Consider the following 17,610-nt stretch of genomic DNA (forward strand, 5'->3'; position numbering starts at 1 on the left):
CGAAGGCGTCCCCCTTTCGCCCTACCGCTACAAAAGGGGGACGAACGAGTCTACATCAAAAAAACGAGGTTTTTCAATGCACTTAGGAAACGGTCTGTCAAAACCGGCTGGCGATGTAGGCCAGCGCTTAAAGAATAAGCGGTGAGTTTAAGGGTGTCAATCTTACACTTTGGGCCAAAGTAATTTTATTATTATTTTTCAATTGATTAAATTATTTATTATTTTTAAATTATGATATAAATGTATTTTAATAATCAGCCAATCGGCTTAAAGCATCCTGCTTTAAGCGACTTCAGTTTGCCCCACTTGGTGATAAGCACGATTAAAATATACCAAACTTTGATCATGCCCACTTTGTTGAACTGCCACAATACGACAAATAAAAATCGTATGCGTTCCCACTTCCTGAATCTGATCAATCTCGCAATCGAAATTCACCAAGGCATCATCCAAAACCGGCGCACCTGTTTCCAACGCTGACCAAGTACCATGTTTAAAACGTTCTTCTGGACTTAACTTAGACGAAAAGGCTTTCGAAATATGTTGATGATCTGCACTTAACACATTCACACTTAAGATTTTATTGTCAACGAAATGCACATGCGAACTCGATGCCCGATTCATACACACCAATAATGTCGGAGGCGTATCAGTGACGCTACATACAGCAGATGCAGTAAAGCCAAAACGACCAGACATGCCTGTGGTGGTAATCACACTAACCGCACTGGTGAGTAAAGACATTGCATCTCTAAAATCTGTTGCTTCAACCATCACTTTATACCTCAATTAAACCCGAGCTTTGCGGTGGTATCAAGGGCGCACATACTCGCCCTTTCTACCTCATAACATCAGTGCATTTTAGCCTTGCAGTTCTTGACGAATAATTTCCGCACCTGCACTTAAAGCATTCAGCTTGCCACGTGCAACATCACGCGCCAAAGGTGCCATACCACAGTTGGTTGATGGATAGAGCTTATCTGCATCGACAAACTGAAGTGCTTTACGTAAGGTATCGGCTACTTCTTCTGGCGTTTCAACCGTATTGCTCGCCACGTCAATCGCACCCACCATCACCTTTTTACCGCGAATCAATTCAATCAGATCCATCGGCACACGCGAGTTGTGACATTCCAGTGAGATGATATCAAGTTTTGATTGCTGTAACTTTGGAAAAGCCTCTTCATATTGACGCCATTCTGAACCAAGGGTCTTTTTCCAGTCGGTATTGGCTTTGATGCCGTAACCATAGCAAATGTGCACCGCCGTTTCACATTTCAAACCTTCAAGCGCACGCTCTAAAGTCGCCACACCCCAGTCATTTACTTCATCAAAGAACACGTTAAAAGCAGGTTCATCGAATTGGATAATATCCACGCCCGCCGCTTCTAACTCTTTGGCTTCTTCATTCAGGATTTTGGCAAATTCCCACGCCAATTTTTCACGACTTTTATAATGTGCATCATACAGCGTATCAATCATGGTCATTGGGCCTGGCAACGCCCATTTGATTGGTTGATTGGTTTGCTGACGTAAGAACTTGGCATCTTCAACAAAAACAGGCTTTTGACGCGATACCGCACCAACTACAGTCGGAACACTGGCATCATAACGATTACGAATACGCACCGTTTCACGTTTCTCAAAATCGACACCGGTAAGATGCTCAATAAATGTCGTCACAAAGTGCTGACGGGTTTGCTCGCCATCACTGACAATATCAATCCCTGCCACTTGCTGTTCATGCAAAGACAAACGCAGTGCATCCTGTTTACCTTCAATCAAACCCTGCTCTTGTAGTTTCCACGGTGACCAAAGCTTTTCAGGCTCTGCCAGCCAAGACGGTTTCGGTAAGCTACCCGCAGTCGACGTTGGTAATAATCTTTTCATCATCAATAACCTTATATTTTCAATAAATTAGTGCGCGTAACTTTTTTGCGAGTTGCTTTGTGCTGTATAACTGGCAGACCACTGTTCCAGAATGTTTTGATAAGGTTTGATAAATTGTTCTTCAACAAATTTGCCTTGCTCAATCGCCAAACGACTACGTTCTTCTCGGTCATATACAATGCGCGTCAGTGAATAATCTTGGTTGCTCAAACTTGGTTGATACGATTTGCCTGCCACTGAATTGGCATTGTAAATTTCAGGACGGTAAATCTTCTGGAAGCTTTCCATGGTGCTGATGGTGCTGATCAATTCTAGATTGCTGTAATCCGCCAACAAATCACCAGAGAAGTAGAAGGCCAACGGCGCAACACTATTTGGCGGCATGAAATAACGCACTTTTAAGCCCATTTTCTGGAAATACTCATCCGTTAATGAATATTCATCTTGCAGATATTCCGTCCCCAATACTGGATGTTGGTTTTCAGTACGTTGATAGACCTTGCTGCTGGAAACACTGAGGCAGATCACAGGCGGTTTTTTAAAGTTTGCCTTGTAAGTCTCTGACTCAATAAAGCTCTTAAACAAGTTGCCATGTAAGTCGCCGAAGTTCTCTGGTGTGCTAAATCCAGACTGGTTTTTATTATGCTCAAGCAATAGCACACTGAAATCATAATCACGTACATAAGAAGAGAAGTTATTGCCCACAATACCTTCAATCCGTTCATTGGTTTTTTTATCGACAATATTGGTTTTTAAAATTTCAATCAAAGGCAATGCATTGCTATCAGTGCCCGCTTCAACCTTCATCTCAACAGAAATAATCTCAAGCTCGACCGCATAACGATCCCCTTCTGGATTATCCCAATGCGCCAAGGTATTGAAACGATTGTCGATCATTTTTAGGGTATTACGCAGATTTTCTTGGCGGCTTTGACCACGAGCCAAATTGGCAAAGTTGGTTGTAATACGGGTATTTTCTGATGGGTAATAGTTCTCATCAAAACGAATACTCTTGATCGTAAAATTAAATGCGCTACTCATTTTAATCCGCCACCCTAATTTCTGAGATAAATCTGAATTTCTGTATAGAGTGATTTATACCGTAATCAAGAGATGAATAAAAATGATTTAATCTAAGTCTAAAATGAATGAAATTCATGTTTAGAAATTTGCTGAGATGAAAATGATTCAGCATCAGCGCTGCAAGCCACATTTTCGGATGGGCAATGCCAAGAGAATCGAGAGCTAAGATGGATCGATGCCATCAGATACATCTCTACACGCAATATGGTCAAAATCCACTGAATAGCCATACAAAATCACAGCGCTGACGAAGCAGAATACTGCACATAACAAACTGAATTTATTTATTGTTCAGGCTGTAAATAGCTATCATTCTCAACTATAATTCAGGCCAATTTAAAAGCAATCTCAGGCTGAGATCAAGGGACATAAGATGAAAAAAGACCGTGTATTTAATCGAAAAAAAGCAGCCAGACCGCTCATTCCCCTGTTATCTTTTGGTGGATTTATTTTATTTTCAAATTCATCTTTTGCAGTAACGCCAACAGAGGTGACCAATCCAGATAAATCCTCGGAAGTGCTTCCGACCATTAGCATTACCGCTTCTCGTGCAGATGAATTGTCTTCCTCAGCCAAACAAGTCACCAAGCTCGATGAAACACAGATTGAGCTATTAAAAAATGCATCTTCTGGCAATATTGCGACCGTTCTCGCCAAAATCGTTCCAGGCTTATCGGATTCAAGTCGTACCATTACTGATTATGGACAAACTTTACGTGGCCGTAATGCGTTGATCTTGGTCGATGGTGTACCCATGAATTTGACCCGAGATACCTCAAGAGGTCTTTCTGCGATTGATCCCGAAAGTATTAGCAGCATCGAAGTGATCCGAGGCAGTAATGCCATCTATGGCAGTGGCGCAGCTGGTGGAACCATTTCGATTACAACCAAAGCGGCTGGCGGCGAACCGAGTGCGAAAACAGTGATTGGACTGCAATCTGGCCTAACCAATTTTCGTTCCGATGCCTTAAGTGGCGACATCCATCAATATTTTTCTGGCAGCCTGAATAACTTCGACTATGCCTTAGACTTTGGGTATCAACGGATTGGCAGTCCATACGATGCGCGTGGCAGACGGGTTGCGCCTGAACCAAGTCAAGGTGATCTGTTTGATGCAGATGCCTATAGCATCGGGACTAAACTTGGCTATCATCTGGATGACAATCAATATCTTCAGTTTGCAGCAAATTATTATAATGCTGAACAAGACTCAGACTATGCCTCCGATCCAAGTGTGGCGCAACTGCCTGCAGGAACTGTCCCTGCGAAAGCAATCAAGGGGCTCAAGTTAAAAGACCAAAATAAAAACGAAAATCAGATCTACAATTTGACCTATAGCCATCAAGATTTCTTCGGTAATAAAGTTGATGCGCAATTGTATTATCGGGACTTTTTTACCCGCTTTGCACCCTTTGATGCGCGTAAAGTCGCGACCCGTGGCGGGCAAGTCGATCAGGTCTATCAAGAAAATAATGTGCTGGGCAGCCGTTTAACCGTGAATACACCGCTTGAATTTTTAGGCGACACTTCACTGGTTTGGGGCGGTGATTTCAGCCGTGAAAAAAGTGAAATGCCCTTAGATACCTTCGACCCGCAAATTTATGACCAATCAGGTGGTCTGGAATTTGTCAAAAATGGCAAACTGATTTATTTACCTGAGCTCACCACGCAAAGTATCGGTGGATTTGCGCAATTGAAGCACCGTTTCAATGACCAATGGTCAGCAGAAGTCGGCACACGTTATGAAGACAGTTATGCCAAAATTGACAGCTTTATTCCCTTGTCTCAACTCGGCAAAGCCAATCCTTATACGGTTCAAGGTGGTAAAGTCAAAGCAGACGCGTGGCTTTACAATGCCAATCTAACTTTTGCAGCAAACGACCAACACTCGATTTATGCCTCATTTAATCAAGGCTTCCAACTCCCCGATGTCGGTGTCATCATCCGTAATGCTGGGGCAGGTTTTGATTTAGGCTCTTCCTTCTTAGAACCAGTAAAAGTGGATAATTATGAACTGGGCTGGAATGGTCATTTTAATAATTTTAGTTCTAGTTTAGCGGTGTTCCACTCCACTTCTGATTTGGGCGGTGTGCAATCCTTTAATAATGGACTGGTGCTTACCCGAACCAAGGAAAAAGTGACCGGTGTTGAAGCAACACTTGATTATCTTGAAGATGATAAAATTTGGGGTGCTGGTGGAAGTGTAACGTGGATGAAAGGACGCGAAACCCCTCAAAATACCCATACCGAGCAAGATATGACCGGTTATCGTATCCCACCGCTAAAAGTCACAGGCTATATTTCTTATAGTCCAACCGATACGTGGACCAACCGCATTCAAGCCACTTATTTTGGTGCAGAAGACTACCGTCTCAATGGTGTAAATAGCTTTGGACGTTATGATGTCAAATCTTATACCACCGCTGATTTACTCAGTAGCTTTGCGCTGAACAAGAAAGACAGCGTGACCATTGGTATCGAAAATATGTTTAACAAACAATATTACCCGCTATATAGCCAACTGATGAGAAACAGCAACAATACCAGTCATTTGCTCGCCAATGGCATCACCCTGAAAGTGTCTTATAGTCATAAGTGGTAAATTTAAATACGCCAATAAAAAATAAACCGTCATTCATGACGGTTTATTTTTCTGCCCCATTCCCTAAGACTAGACCGAAAATCAATTGGGATTTCTAGCTTGAATCCATCCTGCAGTCACAACCTCAATGTCAGAGCGAGATGGTGGATTTGATTGCTGCATCTATTCGGCTAGCAGCAAGTTAAACGCTTGTCGCAGTTTGATTTTTTAGCAAAACTGATTTTTTATGCATTAATTCGGTTAAAATGTGACTCATCTCTCTAAACCATAAGTCCAAGATTTACTAGAACTTTCTACAACTTTCACACAATAAATCATCAAAGTTGGCTTGATTTGTACATTTTGAAACATTAGTTCAACCAAAATACCGTCTAAATTAAAGTAAAATTCATGAACTAACTTCTTTATCATCAGTGCGAAGGCGATCCCTTGCCATACTGATGTGCCTTTATTGCGCCTGTATCATCATTTAAATTCTTTCTCTCTATATGCTTTGTCATATAGAGCGTCATTTAATTTTTAAGGTAAATTGAATGAAAAAATTTTGGAAATATTTATTAGTACTGATCGTGGTACTAATTATTATTGCAATTGCCTTTCTTTTTAGACCAGTTGCGTCTAAGGCAATTAAAACCACCAACAATGAACCTACTGTCGATGTCGTACTGATCGGTGGTGGAATCATGAGTGCCACGTTGGGTACTTACCTCAACGAATTACAACCTGACTGGAACATCCGCATGTATGAACGTCTTGATGCAGTTGCACAAGAAAGTTCAAACGGCTTTAACAATGCGGGTACAGGTCACTCAGGCTTTATGGAAATGAACTATACCGAAGAAAAAGACGGTAAAATGGACGTTTCTAAAGCTGTGAACGTGGCTGGCCAGTTTGAAATTGCCAAGCAGTTCTGGGCATACCAAGTGAAACAAGGTGTATTACAAACACCAAACACTTTCATTAATCCAGTACCGCACATTGCATTTGTGTGGGGCGATAACGTGAACTTCATGGAAAAGCGTTATGCTGCCATGGTTCAAAATCCGTTATTCGCGGGCATGAAATTGAGTGAAGACCCTGCTGAAATTCAGAAGTGGGCGCCTTTAGTCATGGACGGTCGCGACCCTCAACAAAAAGTGGCTGCAACTCGTATGGACGTTGGTTCTGACGTGAACTACGGTGCAATCACGACCCAGTTGATTGGCAACCTTGAAAAGAGTCCAAACTTCAAACTCAGCACTTCAACTGAAGTGACGGGTATCAGCAAGAATGACGACAACACCTGGTCTGTGGCTTTCAAAGATTTGAAATCTGGCAAAGTCGATCATGTCAAAACACGTTTTGTGTTTATTGGTGCAGGCGGTGCTGCAATTAAATTATTGCAAATGACTGGCTTACCAGAAGCACAACAATATGCTGGCTTCCCTGTGGGCGGTGAGTTCCTTGTAACGGACAACCCAGCAGTAACAGCAAAACACACAGCGAAAGTCTATGGTCGTGCTGATCTTGGTGCGCCTCCGATGTCTGTGCCACATATCGATACCCGTTATATCGACGGTAAAAAATATGTGTTGTTTGGCCCATTCGCAACGTATTCAAACAAGTTCCTGAAAAACGGTTCACAACTTGATTTGCTTGCATCGACCAACAAAAACAACGTGTTGCCAATGGCTGCTATTGGTTTACAAAATGCTGATCTTGTTCAGTATCTGGTCAGCCAAGTGTTAATGTCTGATGCAGATCGTTTCAATGAGTTGAAAAAATACTACCCTGAAGCTGATCCAAAAGACTGGCATTTACAACAAGGTGGTCAACGCGTTCAGATCATCAAAAAAGAGCCGGGTAAACCTGCAAAATTGCAATTCGGTACAGAAATCTTTGCATCTAAGGACAAGTCTGTAACGGCATTGTTAGGTGCTTCTCCGGGTGCGTCTACTTCACCTTACATCATGCTCAACTTGCTTGAAAAAGCCTTCCCTGAGCAGACCAAAGGTGAATGGAATGGCAAGTTGCATGAAATCGTGCGTTCTTATGGTAAAGACCTTTCAACCGATCCAGCGTTGTTAGATCAAATCCGTCAGTACTCAAGTTCAACTTTAGGCTTGAACTATACGACTCCAGCAAACTTGGTTCCTGCCAAGAAAGTTGAAAAAGCTGAAGCTGTTGCTCAATAAGTAACGCTAAGCACATCAAAAAGGGAGGAGTTTCAGCTCTTCCCTTTTTCTTTATTTGTATGTTTTAAATCTACGCCTTATGTCTTCTGCTGTACCTCATTCTGCTTTTGCTGCATTTGCCAGTCGTGACTTTAAGTTATTGACCCTCAATCAATGCTGCCTGACTTTTGCGGTGCTGATTCAAGAAGTACTGGTGGCCTTTCATCTCTATCAAATCACCAAGAATCCGCTCATTCTCGGCTTGGTCGGGATCATGGATTTCTTGCCTTTCCTCGCCCTGTCTTTATGGGGCGGTTATATTGCTGACCGCTTTAATCGGCAGCGTATTTTACAAATCAGTTTTAGCCTAGCCATTCCCCTGTCGGTTGGCTTATGGATCTGCTTTGATCTGTATAACACCCAGATGTTCAGTGCCAATGTCCTGCTGATTGCGACCTTCAGTATTCTGTTTTTATTTGGCTGTATTCGCGGTATTTACAGCCCCTGCTTTAACTCCTTACGTCCTTTTGTTGTACCCGAGCATCTGTATACCAATGCAGCGACATGGACCAGTATGTGCTGGCAAGCTTGCGGCATACTTGCACCCGTAGTTGGCGGTTTTCTGTTGGCTCATCTCAATTTGGATATTACCTTTGCCGTGATTGTGGCGCTTTTTCTTGCTGGCAGTATGGCATTGTGGCGCTTGCAGCAACGCGATTTCCCGCAAATCCAAACGGAGTCAGTGACTCAAAGTCTAAAACAAGCACTGCAATTTATTTTTAAAACCAAAATTATTTTTTGGGCCATGTTTCTCGATCTCGGCTCTGTTTTCTTTGGTGGCATCATCGCACTGCTGCCCATTTTTGCCCAAGATATTTTGCATGTCGGTGCCGATGGTTTTGGTCTATTACGCGCCGCGCCTGCATTTGGTGGCTTGATCATGATGCTAATCTTGGTGCGTTATCCACCCAAATCCAGACCGTGGCAGATGATGCTGATTGCAGTCACTGGCTTTGGTCTGTGTACCTTGTTATTTGCTGTTACCAGACACCTCTATTTTTCCATCGCAGTTCTCATTATTATGGGGGCATGTGACAGCATCAACATAATAATTCGTCAAACCATACTGCAATTGATTCCACCCAAAGACATGCTTGGACGTGTCGCTGCCATTAATGGCATCTTTGTGACGTCTAGTAATGAGCTGGGCGCATTGCAGTCCAGTGTGATGACACGCTTTTTCAGCGTGGTGCCAGCAATGTTGATTGGTGGTTCACTGTCTTTGTTCTGTGTACTACTGACCAAGATCAAAACCAAAGATTTATTGAAGTTTCGTTTTTAACCCCCCAACAAACCGCTATTTAAAAAACCAACATCATATGAAACACACTTTGCCCACGTCTTCAGGCCTCTCTAAATTTATTATTTTTTCCGTCTTTGTATGGCTGGTCCTGCTGTGGCTGCAATCGACCTATATTGTGGTGATTGGCGGTCATGCCTATCTGTTCTGGACCTCTTTGGGTCTATTGATCCTGAACGTACTCAGCTTGCGTCCAAATATCTTAAAAAATCGAATTGCCTTGGCCATCACTGCCGTATTGCTGGTCTATCTAGTGTTTAACTCGCTGTTTTGTACCTATCTGATGATTGCCTTCTATTGTATTTTCTATCTCTATTCAGGCGAATATAAAAATAAACGTGCCATTAAGCTGATCAGCCTGTTTTTAATTATGATCATTTTTGCGATCTATCAGACTCAATCCTTGCACGAACTGAAAAGCCACTATGCCCCTTATGAAACGGGTGAAACATGGCAGCAACACGGCGCTTTATAAGTCAATCCATAAAAAAAACCTCACATGACGTGAGGTTTTTTTGTTGCAACAATTAGTCTTGTGAATCGGGATACAAAGGACGGTTGCCAGGACTAATGCGATTGATATGCAAGAAAGTCATATGACGTTCGTACTTATCCAAGATGTCATTAATCACCTGTTCTTTGGTATATCCAACTAAGTCATTGTCCTGAGAGCCTTCATACAAGAAGGTTTCCAGACGGTAATAGAACTGCTTGCCGCGTTTACCACGCTCACTGAAGGTCGGCGCAATATAACGTACTGGCCAGATCTGGTACACGAAGTTATGTTCTTCTTCAATGTAAATGGTGAGATCAAGATGATACAGGCTTTCGCTTTCTTCGACTTCGCCCTGCGTCACTTCGACATTCATGCCACGCTTCACCAACTCATCCGCCACGGTTTGCACTGCAGGTTTACACACGCTATCGAGCATGCGCTGAGTTTCACTACTGCCTGGATGATGCATTACACGCGACAGACGCTGTTTCCAGTTTAAGATGTCGACGTTTCCAACCACAGGTGCAGCATTCAGGCTACGACTGGCTTTACGATAGTCCTCTAAGCGTAAGGATTTATATAAGCCCGCCATCACCAACAGCATCACAAAACTAAACGGCAAGCCCATGATTACGGTGGCACTTTGCAGTGCGGTAATCCCATTGGCCATCAGCATCGCCACGGTAAGCAAGCCAATCGCAGTTGCCCAGAAGATTCGGAGCCAACGTGGTGCATCATTATCGACATTAGAAAACTTGGTGGTAAAGTTACCCAGTACCAGCGCGCCTGAATCGGCAGACGTCACATAAAACAATAGACCGGTAATGGTGGCGATACCTGCAATAAAGGCAAAGCCCGGATATTGCGCCAACAAGTCATAAAAACCATGTGCAGGATCAGTCAGAACGGTTTGTGCCAGTGCCGTATTGCCTTCAAAAATCACGTTATATAAAGCACTATTTCCGAAAATAGACAACCACGTAATCGTGAACAATAAAGGAATGATCAAGGTGCCGCAGACAAATTCACGAATGGTACGACCACGCGAAATACGTGCCAAGAATAGCCCTACAAAGGGCGACCATGCGACCCACCATGCCCAGAAGAACAAGGTCCAACTGTTCATCCAGTCTTTTGGTCGGTCAAAGGCAAAGCTTTCCAAGGCCAAACTCGGGAAACGACTGATATAGTCACCAAAGTTTTGCACCAAGGCATTGAGCAAGAATTCGGTATTGCCGAGGAACAGGACGAACAACATCAAGCCAATCGCGGCATAAATATTGATTTCGGATAAAACCTTAATGCCTTTATTGACCCCTGCCGTCACCGAAATAATGGTCACGATCACAGCAAGACCAATCAGTGCGATCTGAATCCATAGGTTTTCAGGTACATCAAACAGCACATGCAAACCATAATTGATCTGCACCACCGCAATACCACAGGTGGTCGCGATACCAAAGATCGTACCAATGACTGCGGCTGTGTCGACGGTATGCCCAATCGGCCCATCAATTTTATTACCAAAGATTGGATATAAAGCAGAACGAATGGTCAGAGGTAGGTTATAGCGATAACTAAAATAACCCAAGGCCATCCCGACCAGTGCATACATGCCCCAACCAGTTAAACCATAGTGGAACAGGGTCCAAACCATGCCCTGACGGGCCGCTTCATAGGTCTGGCCTTCGCCCACAGGAGGATTCATATAATGAGACAGCGGCTCTGCCACCGAGAAGAACATTAAGTCCGTGCCGATCCCTGCTGCAAACAGCATGGCCGACCAACTCAACAGGCTAAACTCAGGTTTGGAGTGCTTCGGACCCAGTTTGATATCACCATAACGCGAGCAGGCAATAAAGATCACGAAGATCAAATACAGCGTTGCTGCCAGCAAGTAATACCAGCTAAATTTATCACTGACCCAAGCCAGCACCACATTGAGTAAGTGGTTGGCAAAGTCATTAAAAAAAATCGTAACCAGTGCAAATGTTAAAATAAGTAGAGCTGAAACATAAAAGACCACACGATTTAAATGGTCTTTATTCGCTAATGTAGAATCATCAACCGCTCTTGGATTATCTGTTGCCATACAATCCTCAGGGAGTTAGAGAACAAAAAGAAAATATTCATCGACGTCTTTCCACCTTTGATTCAATGAAAAGACATGTCTGAATAAAAAATGAAAAATAAAAGTCATTTACCCGAATTACAATGTTTCTGATTTTTCAGTTATAGCTTGTGATGACTGAGTGTCCTGCGTTATCACTTGCGGCGGTGTAGGACGAAACTGATCCTGTTTTAGTGCTTTGGCGAGGCCAAACATATACAGCAAAATAATAACGGAGAATGGTAAACCACACAGCACTACGGCACTTTGCATGGAGTGGAAACTCCCTGCCAACAGTAGACCAATACTGACGATGGTAATCACCACAGACCAGAAAATTCTTAACCAAATCGGCGAATCACTTTCATTGCTACCCCCTTTCGAGGACAGATTTGCGATCATGAGTGTACCAGAACCCACAGGGGTCAAAAACAATACGAAACAAATCACAACAACAATCCCAGCAATATAGGGATTGAACGGTAAAAATTCGAGAAGCTTAAATAAGGACAAAGCAGGGTCAGTCAGCACCAAGTCACCGAGGATTTTTTGCTTCTGTTCCAGAATAAAATAGATTGCGGTGTTGCCAAAAATCGAGATCCAAGCCAGCGTAAAACCAAGTGGAATCAGGCAGACACCCAACACCACTTCGCGAATGGTACGGCCTTTAGAAATACGCGCAATGAACATACCCACGAATGGCGCCCATGCAATCCACCATGCCCAATAGAACACTGTCCATGAACCTAACCACTCACCTGCTTTGGCATTGTAGAGGTACATATCAAAGCTTTTTGCCAGAAAATGATCCAGATAATCGCCCACGTTCTGTACTAATCCATTGAGCAAATGATTGGTTGGACCTGTCAGGAACACGAATAGCAATAAAGCATAGAGTAAACGTAGATTAATACGCGACAACCACGCCAGACCTTTTTCAATCCCGACCACAGTGGTGATGGTCGCCACTGACATCATCAGCAATACCACCGTAATCAGCGTGGTTTGATTGTTTGGAATTTCTGGAAGAAGATAATGCAAACCTGAGACCAGTACCAAGGCTCCAATGCCCAAATTAGTGACCAGAGAAATGACTGTGGCTAAAATCCCGAAACCATCGACAAAGTCACCGATCAAGCCATGAATCCGTTCGCCAAAGATCGGATACAGTGCAGAACGCAAGGCCAACGGTAAATCTCGACGGAAGGCAAAATAACCGAGTGTCACACCCAACAAGGCATACAACACCCAACCATGAATGCCCCAATGTAAAAAGCTATACATCATGGCATCACGTGCAGCTTGTATGGTGCCGCCCTGACCTTCTGGTGGTCGAATAAAATGGTCAACGGGTTCAGCTACACCGTAATACAACAGTGCAATCCCGATCCCTGCTGAAAACAGCATCGAGACCCAAGCCAGATAGCCAAACTCAGGTTTATCGTCATCTTTGCCTAAAGGAATCTGCCCAACCCGTGAAAAAGCCAGCCAAGCAACAAAACCTAAACAAACCACAATCACCAGCATGTAGTACCAACCAAACAATTGATTGGCCTGCCCTTGTATATAGGTTAACCAGAACTGGCTGCGCTGTGGAAACAACACAAACAATAGGCCAAAAATGCCGATACTGACTGCGGAGCTCCAAAAAACAAACAAATTTAAACGTATAGGTTCAGATGGGGACCCTTCATGACTGTTTGACACCATGTTCTTGCTCCTTGCAATTGGTGCTTTTTTCTTAAAAAATAATGTGATAAGTGCGATTTAACACTTAGCTTCTTATCCATAAGAATCTTTGATTTATTACTTTAACGCTGATCTTTTCAATCAAAAATTCATTGATTTTTACAGATTATACTTTTTATTGATTGAACGTTCAATCAATAAAAAGTATGATAAAAAAATGTTATGATGCTCTACATCGAGAAATGTTGAATAAAAAGCACCTTGGCAGGGCTTTAAATGGATAAGCATGACAAAGCGTAGAGTAAAACCAGAGCATGTGCGACGTGAAGAGATTATTAACGCCGCATTTTATGTAATTTCTGAAGTGGGGTTATCCAATACCACCATTGCACAGATTGCAAAAAAGGCCGAACTATCGACCGGTATCGTGAGTCACTATTTTGGTGACAAACAGGGCTTAATCAATACCTGTATGCAAGAAATGCTCAACGTTTTGCGTCAAAAAACTGACCAATACAAAACCGAAGCAGATGCGCATCCAGAAAGCCAGATCAAAGCCATTATTGATTCCAACTTCGATATCAGTCAGGTCAACAAACAAGCCATGCGAGTCTGGTTAGACTTCTGGTCGGCAAGTATGCACCTTCCCGAACTTGGACGTTTACAACGAATTAATGATCAACGCCTGTACTCCAACCTGAAACATTATTTCCTCATGTTGGTGGATGATAAACAACAGGCCAGCATTGCCGCTCGCGGATTGGCGGCTTTGATTGACGGATTATGGTTACGTGGCAGTTTAAGCAGTCATGATGAGTTTGACAGCCAGTTGGCACGTTCCATTGCTTACGATTATGTAAAAACGCAATTGCAATTTGCGAACAAACCTTTGCAGGAGAAACAGAATGAGTGATGCACAAGTTCACCAGTTATATATCCACGGACGTTATGTCGCAGCAACCAGTGGTCAAACATTTAACAGCATTAACCCTGCCAATGGTGAAGTGATCGCAACACTTCAACAAGCCTCACAACAAGACATTGAAGCGGCTGTTCAAAGCGCACAACAAGGCCAGAAAGTCTGGGCTGCCATGACCGCGATGGAGCGTTCACGCATCCTGCGCCGTGCGGTTGATATCCTACGTGAACGTAATGATGAACTTGCCCAACTCGAAACTCTCGATACCGGTAAGGCCTACAGCGAAACCTCAACCGTCGATATCGTGACCGGTGCCGATGTACTTGAATACTATGCAGGTCTTGCAACCGCGATTCAAGGCGAGCAAGTGCCACTGCGTGAATCCAGCTTCTTCTATACCCGTCGTGAACCACTTGGTGTGGTGGCTGGTATCGGTGCCTGGAACTATCCAATCCAAATCGCAATGTGGAAATCTGCGCCTGCCCTAGCAGCAGGTAATGCCATGATTTTCAAACCAAGCGAAACTACCCCACTGACTGCATTTAAACTGGCTGAAATCTATACTGAGGCGGGCGTACCAGACGGCGTGTTTAACGTGGTGCAAGGTGCGGGTCGTGACATCGGTCAATGGTTAACCGAACATCCTGTGATTGAAAAAATCTCGTTCACCGGTGGTGTCGAAACTGGCAAAAAAGTGATGGCCAGTGCTGCGGGTTCAACCTTGAAAGAAGTCACCATGGAGCTGGGTGGTAAATCACCGCTGATTATTTGTGATGATGCCAACCTTGACCGTGCTGCGGATATCGCAGTGATGGCCAACTTCTTTAGTTCTGGTCAAGTGTGTACCAACGGTACCCGCGTATTTGTACCAAAAGCCATGCTGGCTGATTTTGAAGCAGCGGTTGTAGAACGGGTCAAACGGATTCGTATCGGTGATCCGATGGCTGAGCAAACCAATTTCGGTCCTCTCACCAGTTTCCCACATATGGAAAAAGTATTGTCTTTCATTGAGTCAGGCAAACAGCAAGGTGCAAAACTATTGATTGGTGGTGGTCGTGCCACAGAAGGTGACTTAGCCAAAGGAGCTTATGTTCTCCCGACGGTATTCAGCCACTGCCAAGATGATATGGCGATTGTGCAAGAAGAAATCTTTGGCCCAGTGATGAGTATTCTCAGCTATGAAACTGAGGAAGAAGTGATCCGTCGTGCCAATGACACCACCTTTGGCTTAGCCGCAGGTGTGGTGACCCAAGACATCAGCAAAGCGCATCGCATGATTCATCAACTTGAAGCAGGTATCTGCTGGATCAATACCTGGGGCGAATCGCCTGCGGAAATGCCAGTGGGTGGCTACAAGCAATCTGGTGTTGGCCGTGAAAATGGCTTAACCACTTTGGGTCATTACACCCGTATCAAATCCGTTCAAGTTGAGTTAGGTGAGTATCACAGCATTTTCTAATGCCCTCAGCTTTCACCCTCAAAATTAATCCTCAATGCCGAGCAATCCCATGATTGCATCGGCATCCTCAAGAATAGAAAAGGGATAACGATGAATACTCAAGCATATGACTACATTATCATTGGCGCAGGATCTGCCGGAAATGTACTCGCAACACGTCTGACTGAAGACAAAGACGTGACTGTTTTATTATTGGAAGCCGGTGGCCCAGACTACCGTTTAGATTTCCGTACTCAAATGCCAGCCGCTTTGGCCTTTCCTTTACAAGGTCGTCGCTATAACTGGGCCTATGAAACCGATCCTGAACCCCACATGAACAATCGCCGTATGGAATGTGGTCGTGGTAAGGGCTTAGGTGGTTCTTCATTGATTAATGGCATGTGTTATATCCGTGGTAATGCCATGGATCTGGATCAGTGGGCAACCATGAAAGGTCTGGAAGACTGGACCTATGCAGATTGCTTGCCGTATTACAAAAAAGCCGAAACCCGTGATATCGGTGGTAATGACTACCACGGTGACCAAGGTCCTGTATCCGTCGCAACCCCTAAAAATGGCAACAATGTCTTGTTCCATGCCATGGTTGAAGCAGGCGTACAGGCAGGTTATCCACGTACCGATGACTTAAATGGTTATCAACAAGAAGGCTTTGGTCCAATGGACCGTACTGTGACCCCAAAAGGTCGTCGCTCAAGTACTGCCCGTGGTTATCTGGATCTAGCCAAAGGTCGTCCGAATTTAACCATCATCACCCATGCCACCACCAATAAAATCTTGTTTAATCAAAAACAGGCGGTGGGTGTGGAATATATTATTGGCGCAGACAAAGCCAATATGAAACAGGCACAAGCGAAACGTGAAGTCTTGCTCTGTGCAGGTGCAATTGCATCGCCACAAATCCTGCAACGCTCAGGTGTGGGTGAAAGCAACTTCCTGAAATCGATGGATATTGATGTTGTACATGACTTACCGGGTGTGGGTGAGAACCTGCAAGACCATCTGGAAATGTATTTACAATACCAATGTAAACAGCCTGTATCACTCTACCCTGCACTGCAATGGTATAACCAGCCTGCAATCGGTGCTGAATGGTTATTCAATGGCACAGGTGTGGGTGCAAGCAACCAGTTCGAAGCGGGTGGTTTTATTCGTAGCTCGGAAGAGTTTGACTGGCCGAATATCCAATATCACTTCTTGCCTGTTGCGATTAACTACAACGGTAGTAATGCAGTAAAAGAGCATGGCTTCCAAGCGCATGTCGGTTCAATGCGCTCACCGTCACGTGGTCGCATTAAGCTGAAATCAAAAGATCCGTTTGAGCATCCAAGTATTCTGTTCAACTACATGTCAACAGAACAAGACTGGCGTGAATTCCGTGATGCGATTCGTATCACCCGTGAAATCATGGCGCAACCTGCACTTGATCCGTATCGTGGTGAAGAAATCAGTCCGGGTAAACATATCCAGACCGATGCAGAACTGGATGAATTCGTCCGCAGCCATGCCGAAACAGCATTTCACCCATCATGCAGTTGTAAGATGGGCGAAGATGAGATGGCTGTAGTCGATGGTCAAGGTCGCGTTCACGGCGTACAAGGCTTGCGTGTGGTCGATGCGTCCATCATGCCATTGATCATTACAGGTAACTTGAATGCCACCACGATTATGATCGCAGAAAAAATTGCCGACAAAATCCGTGGTCAAAAACTCTCTCGTTCTGAAGCGGCTTATTACAAAGCGGGTACAGCACCTGTACGTCAAGCGCCATTACGTCCAATACAATAAGCAAGAAATTCCTTTAGGGGATACCCGAAGCTTGACTTCGGGTTTCACTTCATTCAGGGAGAAA

Annotated in this window: 12 protein-coding genes; 7 read left to right on the forward strand and 5 right to left on the reverse strand. The window is 44.0% G+C overall.

Annotated elements, in window-relative coordinates; all coding sequences use genetic code 11:
* Positions 1-282: 282 nt before the first annotated feature.
* From F993_RS06750 to F993_RS06740, 3 genes are all read right to left on the reverse strand, one after another.
* Positions 283-774, reverse strand: a complete 492-nt coding sequence (locus F993_RS06750; protein WP_004655476.1) for a flavin reductase — start codon at positions 772-774, stop codon at positions 283-285.
* Positions 775-861: 87 nt separating this feature from the next.
* A complete protein-coding gene (locus F993_RS06745; RefSeq protein ID WP_032812745.1) occupies positions 862-1,890 on the reverse strand; it encodes a methionine synthase in 1,029 nt (342 codons plus the stop codon).
* Between the two features lie 27 nt (positions 1,891-1,917).
* Positions 1,918-2,931, reverse strand: coding sequence for a DUF1852 domain-containing protein (locus tag F993_RS06740; protein ID WP_004655479.1), 1,014 nt, complete (start codon positions 2,929-2,931; stop codon positions 1,918-1,920).
* Positions 2,932-3,346: 415 nt separating this feature from the next.
* Between F993_RS06740 and F993_RS06735 the strand changes: the two genes are divergently transcribed.
* From F993_RS06735 to F993_RS06720, 4 genes are all read left to right on the forward strand, one after another.
* Positions 3,347-5,575 carry a TonB-dependent receptor gene (locus F993_RS06735; protein ID WP_004655480.1) on the forward strand — a complete coding sequence of 743 codons (2,229 nt, stop codon included), beginning with the start codon at positions 3,347-3,349 and terminating at the stop codon, positions 5,573-5,575.
* Between the two features lie 533 nt (positions 5,576-6,108).
* Complete coding sequence (gene mqo, locus F993_RS06730) at positions 6,109-7,749, forward strand: malate dehydrogenase (quinone) (protein WP_004655481.1); 1,641 nt, start codon at positions 6,109-6,111, stop codon at positions 7,747-7,749.
* Positions 7,750-7,828: 79 nt separating this feature from the next.
* Positions 7,829-9,070, forward strand: a complete 1,242-nt coding sequence (locus F993_RS06725; protein ID WP_004655482.1) for an MFS transporter — start codon at positions 7,829-7,831, stop codon at positions 9,068-9,070.
* A 37-nt stretch (positions 9,071-9,107) separates the two neighbouring features.
* Positions 9,108-9,563, forward strand: a complete 456-nt coding sequence (locus F993_RS06720; protein WP_004655483.1) for a hypothetical protein — start codon at positions 9,108-9,110, stop codon at positions 9,561-9,563.
* 52 nt (positions 9,564-9,615) lie between these two features.
* On the opposite strand, the gene F993_RS06715 is transcribed toward F993_RS06720, so the two are convergent.
* Together F993_RS06715 and F993_RS06710 are read right to left on the reverse strand one after the other, a co-directional pair.
* Complete coding sequence (locus F993_RS06715; RefSeq protein WP_004655484.1) at positions 9,616-11,676, reverse strand: choline transporter; 2,061 nt, start codon at positions 11,674-11,676, stop codon at positions 9,616-9,618.
* A 117-nt stretch (positions 11,677-11,793) separates the two neighbouring features.
* Positions 11,794-13,404: a BCCT family transporter gene (locus F993_RS06710; protein ID WP_004655486.1), complete on the reverse strand. Its 1,611-nt coding sequence runs from the start codon at positions 13,402-13,404 to the stop codon at positions 11,794-11,796.
* 265 nt (positions 13,405-13,669) lie between these two features.
* On the opposite strand from F993_RS06710, the gene betI reads away from it, so the two are divergent.
* From betI to betA, 3 genes are all read left to right on the forward strand, one after another.
* A complete protein-coding gene (gene betI, locus F993_RS06705) occupies positions 13,670-14,296 on the forward strand; it encodes a transcriptional regulator BetI (RefSeq protein ID WP_004655490.1) in 627 nt (208 codons plus the stop codon).
* Positions 14,289-15,761 carry a betaine-aldehyde dehydrogenase gene (gene betB / locus F993_RS06700; RefSeq protein ID WP_004655492.1) on the forward strand — a complete coding sequence of 491 codons (1,473 nt, stop codon included), beginning with the start codon at positions 14,289-14,291 and terminating at the stop codon, positions 15,759-15,761. The genes betI and betB overlap by 8 nt, the downstream gene beginning before the upstream one ends.
* A 90-nt stretch (positions 15,762-15,851) precedes the next feature.
* On the forward strand, positions 15,852-17,546 hold the full coding sequence (gene betA, locus F993_RS06695; protein ID WP_004655494.1) for a choline dehydrogenase: 1,695 nt from the start codon (positions 15,852-15,854) through the stop codon (positions 17,544-17,546).
* The last annotated feature ends 64 nt before the right edge of the window (positions 17,547-17,610 follow it).

Origin of the sequence: Acinetobacter proteolyticus (assembly GCF_000367945.1) — a bacterium.
Lineage (GTDB): Bacteria > Pseudomonadota > Gammaproteobacteria > Pseudomonadales > Moraxellaceae > Acinetobacter > Acinetobacter proteolyticus.